8 protein-coding genes are annotated in these 9,074 nt (G+C 73.5%); 4 read left to right on the plus strand and 4 right to left on the minus strand.

Features of this window, described 5'->3' with window-relative positions; translation table 11 throughout:
• Window positions 1-17 precede the first annotated feature (17 nt).
• Window positions 18-1,208: an FAD-dependent monooxygenase gene (locus ABZ805_RS20440; protein ID WP_358442486.1), complete on the minus strand. Its 1,191-nt coding sequence runs from the start codon at window positions 1,206-1,208 to the stop codon at window positions 18-20.
• Window positions 1,205-1,801, minus strand: a complete 597-nt coding sequence (locus ABZ805_RS20445) for a hypothetical protein (protein WP_358442489.1) — start codon at window positions 1,799-1,801, stop codon at window positions 1,205-1,207. The genes ABZ805_RS20440 and ABZ805_RS20445 overlap by 4 nt, the downstream gene beginning before the upstream one ends.
• Window positions 1,802-2,272: 471 nt before the next feature.
• Here ABZ805_RS20445 and ABZ805_RS20450 point away from each other — a divergent pair, with 471 nt between their 5' ends.
• The 3 genes from ABZ805_RS20450 to ABZ805_RS20460 all read left to right on the plus strand — a co-directional run bounded on the left by ABZ805_RS20450 (window position 2,273) and on the right by ABZ805_RS20460 (window position 5,394).
• Window positions 2,273-2,617 carry a metalloregulator ArsR/SmtB family transcription factor gene (locus ABZ805_RS20450; protein ID WP_358442492.1) on the plus strand — a complete coding sequence of 115 codons (345 nt, stop codon included), beginning with the start codon at window positions 2,273-2,275 and terminating at the stop codon, window positions 2,615-2,617.
• Window positions 2,607-3,257, plus strand: coding sequence for a cation transporter (locus ABZ805_RS20455; protein WP_358442494.1), 651 nt, complete (start codon window positions 2,607-2,609; stop codon window positions 3,255-3,257). The genes ABZ805_RS20450 and ABZ805_RS20455 overlap by 11 nt, the downstream gene beginning before the upstream one ends.
• 652 nt (window positions 3,258-3,909) lie before the next feature.
• A complete protein-coding gene (locus ABZ805_RS20460) occupies window positions 3,910-5,394 on the plus strand; it encodes an MDR family MFS transporter (protein ID WP_358442497.1) in 1,485 nt (494 codons plus the stop codon).
• Between the two features lie 191 nt (window positions 5,395-5,585).
• Here ABZ805_RS20460 and ABZ805_RS20465 read toward each other — a convergent pair whose 3' ends face one another.
• Window positions 5,586-5,801, minus strand: coding sequence for a hypothetical protein (locus ABZ805_RS20465; RefSeq protein ID WP_358442500.1), 216 nt, complete (start codon window positions 5,799-5,801; stop codon window positions 5,586-5,588).
• A 24-nt stretch (window positions 5,802-5,825) separates the two neighbouring features.
• Here ABZ805_RS20465 and ABZ805_RS20470 point away from each other — a divergent pair, with 24 nt between their 5' ends.
• The gene (locus tag ABZ805_RS20470) at window positions 5,826-7,043 is read left to right on the plus strand and encodes a glycosyltransferase family 39 protein (RefSeq protein ID WP_358442503.1); all 1,218 of its coding nucleotides are present in this window, start codon (window positions 5,826-5,828) and stop codon (window positions 7,041-7,043) included.
• A 466-nt stretch (window positions 7,044-7,509) separates the two neighbouring features.
• Here the strand turns inward: ABZ805_RS20470 and ABZ805_RS20475 are convergent.
• On the minus strand, window positions 7,510-9,074 hold a 1,565-nt coding region (locus tag ABZ805_RS20475; protein ID WP_358442506.1), incomplete at its 5' end, for an arabinosyltransferase C-terminal domain-containing protein.

The following is a 9,074-nucleotide window of genomic DNA, read 5'->3' on the forward strand; positions in this document are numbered from 1 at the left end:
GCTCACTCCGGCCGGCCTCAGCCCCGTGGTCGCGGTGCCGGGGTGAGTTCGCCCGCGCCGACGTACTCGCGGGCGAACCGCTCCGCCTCGGGCCCGGTGCCCGCCAGGTGCCGCACGCGGGTGCGGCGGGACGCCAGCTCGGCGACGGGATCGGCGGCGTCCGGGGGCAGGTGCAGCAGCTGCAGCAGCTCTTCGGAGAACGCGAGGGTGTGCTCGGCCTGCACCCGCCGCCGTTCCCCGTACCCGTCGAGCGCGGCCGGGTCGTCGTCGCGGTAGCGCCGCACGAACGCGTCGGCGAGGTCGGCGGCGTCGGCGATGGCGAGGTTCATGCCCTTGGCGCCGGAGGGGGTCAGCACGTGCGCCGCGTCCCCGGCCAGGAACGCCCGCCCGTGCTGCAGCACGCCCGCGATGCCGCTGCGCATCCGCAGGACGTCGGCCTCCCGGATGCGCACGATGCCGGGCCGCCCGTCGTCCGTGCCCAGCCGCCGGTCCAGCGCGTCGCGCATCCGCGCGGAGTTCCAGCGGGCGAGGTCCTCGTCGGCGGGGACCTGCAAGTACAGGCGTCCGAGCGTGCCCGCGCGCGGCATCATGCCCGCGAAGCCGTCCGAGTGGATGGCGTACCGGATTCCTTCGACGGGCGCGGTGAGGTGCGCGAGCATCGTCAGCCAGTCGTAGGGGTACCGCCGTTGCACGTTGCCGCCGGTGCCGTCCGGGAAGGCGCGGGCGACGACGCTGCGGGCGCCGTCGCACCCGACGACGTAGTCGCTCTCCACCTCGAATCCCGCGCCGCGCAGCCGCGGCCGCCGCCCGGTGAGGTCGACGCCGAGCACCGGACGCTGGAACGAGGGGGTGCGGTCGAGCGCGGCGAGCAGGTCCTGGACCAGCCGCTGCTGCGGGTAGATCCAGTGCCGGTCGCCGCCGGAGAGCGCCGCGTAGTCCAGCCGGAACGGTTCGCCGTCGACCACGACGTCGCACCAGCCGTGCCGGGTGGCGCCCGCGAGCAGCCCGCCGGCGAGCCCCCACCGCCGCAGGTGCGCGACGACGCGGTGCTCGACGAGCCCGGCGCGCGGCATGTTCTCGACGTGCTCGCGGGAGTGCTGCTCGTACACCCGCGCGTCGATCCCGGACCGCTGCAGGACGTTCGCGAGCACCAGGCCCGCCGGTCCTGAGCCGACGATCGCGACCTGGGTGTGCTGCACGTCGGTCATCGCACCGCTCCCGGGTTCGCGAGGTCGGCAGGGATGAACTCGGGGCTGAACAGTTCGCTGATGGCCACGGCCGGGATGTCGCGGTGCCAGAGCAGGTAGGTCTTGAACACCGCGGGCGGCCGCCCCGGATCGGGGTGCCAGGCGCGGCGGCCGATGTGCAGCACGGTGCGCCGGAATCCGGTTCCCGCGGCGTGCAGGGCGAGGCCGAGCGGAGCGGCGGCGTCGGTCAGGCAGCGTTCGGCGCCGGGGATGTCGGTGCGCGCCACGACCTGGTTGAGCGCGAGCGCACGCCCGTCGTCGGTGGCCGTCGTCGAGCGCCGCACGAGGATCGCGTCGTCCAGCGGGACGTGCAGTAGCTCGGCGGCGCCGCGCGGGGCGGCGTCCGCGGGAACCCGCTCGTGCTCGGCGCCGAGGATGTGGGTGCGCAGGCCGGTGGCGGATTCGAGCAGGGTGGTGGTGAGCCCGTCGCTGCTGAGCAGCATCCGGGTGATCGGGGAGGCGAATGCCGCGGTGTCGCGTGGATTCACCGCGGTTCGGGGGAGGGCGAAGGGGTTCTCGTGCAGCACGAGCGGCCCGTTGTCGAGAAATGTCATGTGCCTTGAGGGGGATCGTCCCTGGATGCAATGCGGTGAGGGGTGGAATAGGGGGCTCGGGGGCCCGCTTCCGTTCTCGTTCCAGAGGAGTGAATGTGATCGTCGAGGACCCTAGCATGATCAACTTTGGGGTTTTCATGGCCGTTGATCATGATGTTGACCAGCGGTGATGTCACTTCTGGGTGCGGTGAAGCCGAAATGGTGCATTTGTCTCCGCGCCTCTTCGGGCGTCTTCCCGTTGGCTTGGGCAATCCGGAGTTCGCTTTCAGGGTAGCCGCTTGGACCTCTTGGTCGAGTGGGTTTCTCGCTGTTTCCGGCAAATCCGGACCGGAGACGATGTCATTTCCCGCTCAAGGAAGATTTCTCGGGGTGGGCGATCTTGCGGATGCGATCTCCGTGGAGTCCGGGGCCTTCTCTCCGCTCAGCGGGGAGGGTGGGAGACAGGTCAGTGCTAGCTGTACTGTTCAGCGAGTGCTGACGAGTGAGGCGAGAGAAGCGGCGCTCGCCCGGGTGGGGAAGGCGCTCGCCGACCCGACCCGGTGCCGGTTGCTGGTGGCGCTGCTGGACGGCCCCGGTTACCCGGGCAGGCTGGCGGCCGAGCTGGGGCTGTCCCGGTCGAACGTGTCCAACCACCTGGGGTGCCTGCGCGGCTGCGGCCTGGTGGTGGCGTCCCTGGAGGGGCGGCAGACGCGCTACGAGCTGGCCGATCCGCACCTGGCGGCCGCGCTCGCCGAACTGGTGCAGGTCGTGCTCGCGGTGGAACGGTCGCAACCGTGCCTGAACGACGCGCCGGAGGCGGTGCGCGATGAGCGCTGAGGCGGAGTGCTGCGCGGGCTGCTCGGCGACCGCGGCACCCCCGGCCCCGGCGCGGCGGTCCCTGCTGCAGCGGCGGATCCGCCGGCTGGTCGCCGCGACGATCACCTACAACGTGGTCGAAGCGGTCGTCGCGATCACCGCGGGGTCCCGGGCGTCCTCGGTGGCGCTGATCGGGTTCGGTCTGGATTCGGCCATCGAGGTCACGTCGGCGGCCGCCGTCGCCTGGCAGTTCAGCGCGCGCGACCCGGAGGCGCGGGAGCGGGTGGCGCTGCGCGTCATCGCCGCGTCGTTCTTCGCGCTGGCCGGCTACGTCTCGGTGGAGGCGGTGCGCGGGCTGCTCGGCGGGGTGGCGGCGGAGCACTCCGCGGTCGGGCTGGTGCTGGCGGCGGTGAGCCTCGTGCTGATGCCGGGGCTGTCGTACGCGCAGCGCAGGGCCGGGCGCGAGCTGGGCTCGGCGACCGCGGTGGCCGACTCGAAGCAAACCCTGCTGTGCACCTACCTGTCCGCCGTGCTGCTGGCCGGGTTGCTGCTCAACGCGCTGTTCGGCTGGTACTGGGCGGACCCGCTGGCCGCGCTGGTGATCGCGGCCGTGGCGGTGAAGGAGGGGCGGCAGGCCTGGCGGGGCGAGCACTGCTGCTGAACCGCCGCGCGGACCGGTCCGGTTCCGGTGCAGGCCGGACCGGCGGAGCGGATCGGGCGCTCGTCGTCCCGTCGGGAACCGGACGGCACCGCATCCGATCGGATGACGCCGCCGCGGAGCGGGTGGTGAACGGACCGTTGGTCCCGTCCGCTCGGGCGAACGGTCCGTTCACCGGGGCCGAGTGCGAGACCGCTGCGTCGGGTGCCCGCGTTCGCCGGGAGGTGAACCGGGCGGTGGCTGGAATAGATCGGCCGGGCGGTCCGTTCACCCGAGGACGTGGTGGACACGTCGGGTGATCGGAATGGGGGAGCGGCACGACGCCGATTTCCCGGTGGGGCGCGAGCGGGCGGCTGAAGACGACTGCGCGTGCGCACCGGTGCAGCGGACGTCACCGAAGAATTCAGCGGCATCACCCGAACGGGCCCTCTAGACTGGGGCGGCTGGGCGTCCGCGGTGCTGCCGGGGCGCGCGGCCCGTGCGCGGGGGCGCACGACCTGGGGGAAGTGCCGAGGCCACCGGTTCGCGGGGGCGTTTCGGCGGCATCGCGACACCTGATCCTTCGAGCCCGCTCCGACGGCGCACCGCCGCGGGGCGGCGCCCGGCTCCGCCGCGCGGGTGGACCGACCGAGTTCTGCGAGAGGTAACGAGAACCATGACCGACTCCACGAGGACCGTGGACGCGGGGACCGAGCGCGAAGCGGCACCGCCGCGGGCGAACGTGCTGCTGAGCGTGCTCGTCGTCTCCGCGTTCGTGATGATCCTCAACGAGACGATCCTGAGCGTCGCGCTGCGCGACCTCACCGTCGACCTCGGTGTCTCCACCACGACGGTGCAGTGGCTGACGAGCGGCTTCCTGCTGACGATGGCGGTGGTCATCCCGATCACCGGGTTCCTGCTGGAGCGGTTCACGCCGCGCCAGATCTTCCTGGCCTCGCTGACGATGTTCAGCATCGGCACCCTGCTCAGCGCGCTGGCGCCCGGTTTCGCGGTGCTGCTGGTGGGCCGCGTGGTGCAGGCCTGCGGTACCGCGGTGATGATGCCGCTGCTGATGACCTCGGTGATGCGGCTGGTGCCCGTCGCCAAGCGCGGCGCCACCATGGGCACGATCACCATCGTGATCGCGGTCGCCCCGGCGGTGGGTCCGACGATCGGTGGTGCGGTGCTGTCGTCGCTCGGCTGGCGCTGGATGTTCGGCCTGGTGCTGCCGCTGTCCCTGGTGGCGTTGGGGATCGGCGCGGTCTGGATGCGGCTGGACAGCGAGACCCGGCGGGTGCCGCTGGACGTGCTGTCGGTGGTGCTGTCCGCGGCCGGTTTCGGCGGGCTGCTCTACGGGTTGTCCTCGGTCGGCGAGGCCGGTGGCGGGGGCAACGCGGTGGCGCTGTGGCTGCCGCTCGTCGTGGGCGTGCTGTCGCTGACCGCGTTCGTGCTGCGCCAGCTGCGGTTGCAGCGCGAGGACCGGGCGCTGCTGGACCTGCGCCCGTTCGGGCTTCGTTCGTTCGTGGTGGCGCTGGTGCTGACGGCGCTGCTGTTCATGTGCCTGCTGGGCGCGGGCGCGATCATGCTGCCGCTGTACCTGCAGACCGTGCTGGGCGAGTCGACGTTCGTCAGCGGGCTGGCGGTGCTGCCCGGCGGCCTGGTGCTGGGGCTGCTCGGCCGACCGGTGGGCCGGTTGTTCGACCGGTTCGGCGCGCGGCGCCTGGTGATCCCGGGCGCGGGCGCGATGGCGGTGGCGCTGTGGCTGTTCGCCTCGCTGGACGGCCAGTCCTCGCTGGGCGAGGTGATCGCGATCCACGTGGTGATGATGATCGGGCTGGGCCTGATGATGACGCCGCTGATGACCGAGTCGCTGAGCGCGCTGCCGGACCACCTGCACTCGCACGGCAGCGCGATCCTCGCGACGTTGCAGCAGGTCGCGGGCGCGTTCGGCACGGCGGTGTTCGTGACCGTCGCGTCCGTGGGCAGCGCGGCCCCGTCCGGTGCGCCGGACGCCGCCGGGCTGCGGACCGCGTTCGTGGTGGCCGGGGTGATCGGCGTGCTCGCGTTCGGCACCTCGCTGTTCGTGCGGTCGAGCGCCCGGAGCACCGACGAGTCCGATCCGGCGTCCGCCGGTGCGGAACCGGTGCGCGCGGGCCACTGACCCGCTGGTGAACTCGGCGCGATCACTCCGGTGGTCGCGCCGAGTCGCGTTTCCGGCCCCCGCGGCAGGGCGCGCCGGTGTTCGGGGGCTGCGGCGCGCCCTGCCCGCCTCCCACTCGCGGGGTCGCGGCGGCGGGAGGCGTCCCGGTCCCGGTGCGCGGGGGAGGGCGTGGGGCGCACCGGCCGGGAGGTTCACGGGCGAGGGGCGATCTCCTCGTCGAGCAGGTGCGCGGGTGCGCGCGCCGGATCGTCGGCGCAGGCGACCAGCGCCGGTCCGGTCACCCAGATCTCCAGTCCGCTGTCGCAGACGACCTCGCGCACCATGCTGCCCGCCACGGCACCGGATGCCCGCGCCAAGGCGTCCGCTTTTCCTTCGAACACCCGATCGGGCGTTTTCCGCTGCGACAAAGCCGTTCCTCCGAATAGACGCGGGTGCGGTACGACAGAATCGGATTCACGCCATCCGCGCTGATGGCCCGGGAGGTCGGCGGGGACGCGCGGGCCCAGGTGCTCGCCGCGCTCGGGTCGGCGACCTGCGTGGCCGCCGCCCAGTTCGGGCACTGGCTGACGCCGTACTCGCTGGAACCCGCGCTGTGGGCGGTGCTGTTCCTGCTGCTGCTGCGGTGGATCCGCACCCGGGACGACCGGCTGCTGCTCCTGCTCGGCGTCGCCGCCGGGATCACCGCGCAAACCAGGCTCCAGGTGCTGGCGCTGGGCGTCGCGGTGCTCGTCGCGGTCGCCGTGGCCGGGCCGCGCGACCTGCTGCGCCGACCCGCGACCTGGGCGGGCGTCGCGCTCGCGCTGCTGATCACCGCGCCGACGCTGGCCTGGCAGGCCGCCCACGGCTGGCCGCAGGCCGCGATGGGCGCGGTGGTGGCGGCCGAGAACCAGCTGATCTACGGCGGACGGGTGCTGGTGGTGTTGCACGGGCTCGCGGTGATCGGGCCGCTGGCGCTCGGGCTCGCGGGCTGCGGGCTGGTGGCGCTGGTGCGGGACCGGCGGTGGCGGGAGCACCGGTTCCTCGCGGTGGTGTTCGCGGTGCTGTTCACCGCGTTCGCGCTCGCCGCGGGACGGCACTACTACCCGTTGCCGCTCTACAGCGCCGTCGTCGCGATCGGCGCGGTCGCGTTGCAGCACCGCCGGGAGTCGGGACGGCGGCGGGCCGCGTGGCCGGTCGTGCTGCTCAGCGCGGTGCTCGCCGCCGGAGCGCTCGGGTTCACCTCGGTCATGGCCGCACCGAGGTTCGCGGACGCGCTGGTCGCGGCGACCGCTCGCGCCCACCGGGACGTCCCGGCCGCCGAGCGCGACCGGACCGCGCTCGGCGCCGGGCCCTACGTGTACGCGACCTACCTCGACACCGCGGCGCCGGAGCTCGGCCTGCCGCCCGTGGTGAGCACGAACCGCGCCTACGGCTGGTTCGCGCCGCCGCCGGAACGGCAGGACCGGATGCTGTTCGTCGGAGACCCCGGCCGGTTGCGCGACCGGTTCGCCGCGGCGCGCCGGGTGGCGGTGGTGGACGCGCCGACCCCGCTGGGCACCTACGGCGGGATGGTTCCGGAGCGCGCCGAGCTCTGGCTCCTCACCGGCCGCACCACCCCCTGGGCGGAGATCTGGCCGGAGCTCCGGAACCTCACCCTCGACCCGCCCTGACCGCCCGCCTCGCGACTTCTGCTTCGGAGCGCTCGGGTGCCGGAACCGCTGAGAACCCGCCGGTGGTCGCGCTGGACAGGGTGTCGGCGGCTCAGCGGCCCCGCCGCCGGCAGGGAACAGGCGAAGAACCATCGGGCCGGTTCGAGGACGGGCAGTGATCCCGGCCGCCCGCACGCGCTCGCGCTGGTGCCGACCCGCCGCGACCTCGCGGGCCGCGCGGATGCCCGAACCACCGCCCGACGCGGTGCCGTCCCGCACGGTTCCCGCCGCCCGGATTCCGCGGACCGGCAAGCGGATGAGCATCGGGACGGCCAGATGCAGAGGCAGTCCTAAGTGGACTTGAGGAGATTCCCATCGGCCGGACCACCCCGACCCGGCCCGCTCCGCCCGATGGCGATGCGGACCGGGTTCGGAATCGCACCCGACCCCGAGAACCGGACCGGGATCGGTGCCGGCCGGCCGCCGACTAGCGCGGCCCCGGCGCCACGTCCGAGCGGGTGTTGGAGTCCGGCACGTCACCGGGCAGCACCACCGGGTTCGGCGTCGGACCGGGGCTCCACAGGCCCCAGTGGTCCTCCTCGTGCGTGTGCGCGGCCGCCGACGCGGGCAGCGCGTCCGGCTCGTACGGGTGCACCGCGTACAGCGAACCCCAGTCGTTGCCCAGATCGTTGCGCAGGTACGTCGGCAGCTCCGTCATGCTCGTCGCCACGTTCAGGTAGCCGAACGGGCCGCCCGCGTCCGGCGCCGACCAGCCCTGCCCGGTGCCGCGCACGTCCCCGCCACCGGAGACGCGGAACTCCGGCAGTTCGGCGATGCCGTGGTGGATCGAGGTCATGCGCAGGCACGGGTGCACCATGGCCGCAGGCCACTCCACGAACGCCGGGGCGTCGCCCACCACGTCCGTCATCCGGGTCAGCCGCGGCGCGCGGGGAGCGCTGACCGCAAGCCAGCCCTCCTCGCCGAGCGCGCGGTCCTCGGCGACGACCCGCACCCGGGTCGCCTCGGCCGGGGCCGCGACGCGGTGGTCGCGCCAGCGCTGCTCGTCGTCCTGGCCGATCGGGTCGCGGCGCAGGATCTCGAAGCCCTCCGGGGTGTCCCGGCCGAACTCCACGGACAGCGCGTTCGCGCCTGAGGTGCGTCCGGCAGAGCTCACCACGATCGGCACTTCGCCGCTGGTGGCGCGCTCCGGCAGGTCGTACCAGGCGGTGCGCAGCTTCCCGGTGCTGGTCGGGGAGCCGTAGCTGCCCCACACCGGGGCCTGGTCGCTGCCGAAGCGGTACGGCGGCGTCCACATCGGCTGCCCGGTGTCGATGTTCCGGGTGCCCGGCAGCCCGCCCCGGACGAATCCGGCCTCGCTGCCGCGCAGGTACTCGTCCGGTGTCTCGTCCTCGTCGGTCTTCCCGTCCGGGACCGCGCGCCCCGGCTGCGGCGCGGGCGCGAGGATGCCGGACGCGGGATCGGTCTCGGCGTACACCGAGTCCGACAACCCGCAGCTCGCCCCGGCCAGCTGGCGCACGTTGTCGGTCGCCAGGTTGTAGGTGTCCCAGCGCTCCGGGATCACCTTCGCCAGCGACGCCAGCTCGGCGAGCATCAGCAGCGCGCACACGATCGACAGCGGCGCCGTGCCCAGCCGCAACGCCCGCGACCGGTCCTCGGTGCGGGCGGGCGGGTTCCGGTCGTCCAGCTTGAGGTGCTCGCGCAGCGCCACGCCCAGCGCGATCGCCGCGATGATCAGGAACCCGGTGCTGAACTCCCAGCCCTTGATCGACGGCGGCTTGTCGAACCACGGCACGCCCCACCCGGAGGCGTACCACCAGGCGTTGGTGCCGGTGAAGGTGAACGCCAGCACCACCATCAGCCCGCCGAAGAACACCGCGCGGTTCCGCTTCGACCGCAACACCGTGCTGCTCGTCGCCAGCGCCGTCAGCGCGGCCACCGCGCCGCCGACCGCGGCGAGGATGCCGAAGTGGTGGGTGTGCTTGGTCGGCGTCAGCGCCAGCGCCGGGTTCGGGGTAGAGCGTGGCGGTCGGC

It is taken from the genome of Saccharopolyspora sp. NPDC047091 (assembly GCF_040643635.1).
Lineage (GTDB): Bacteria > Actinomycetota > Actinomycetes > Mycobacteriales > Pseudonocardiaceae > Saccharopolyspora_C.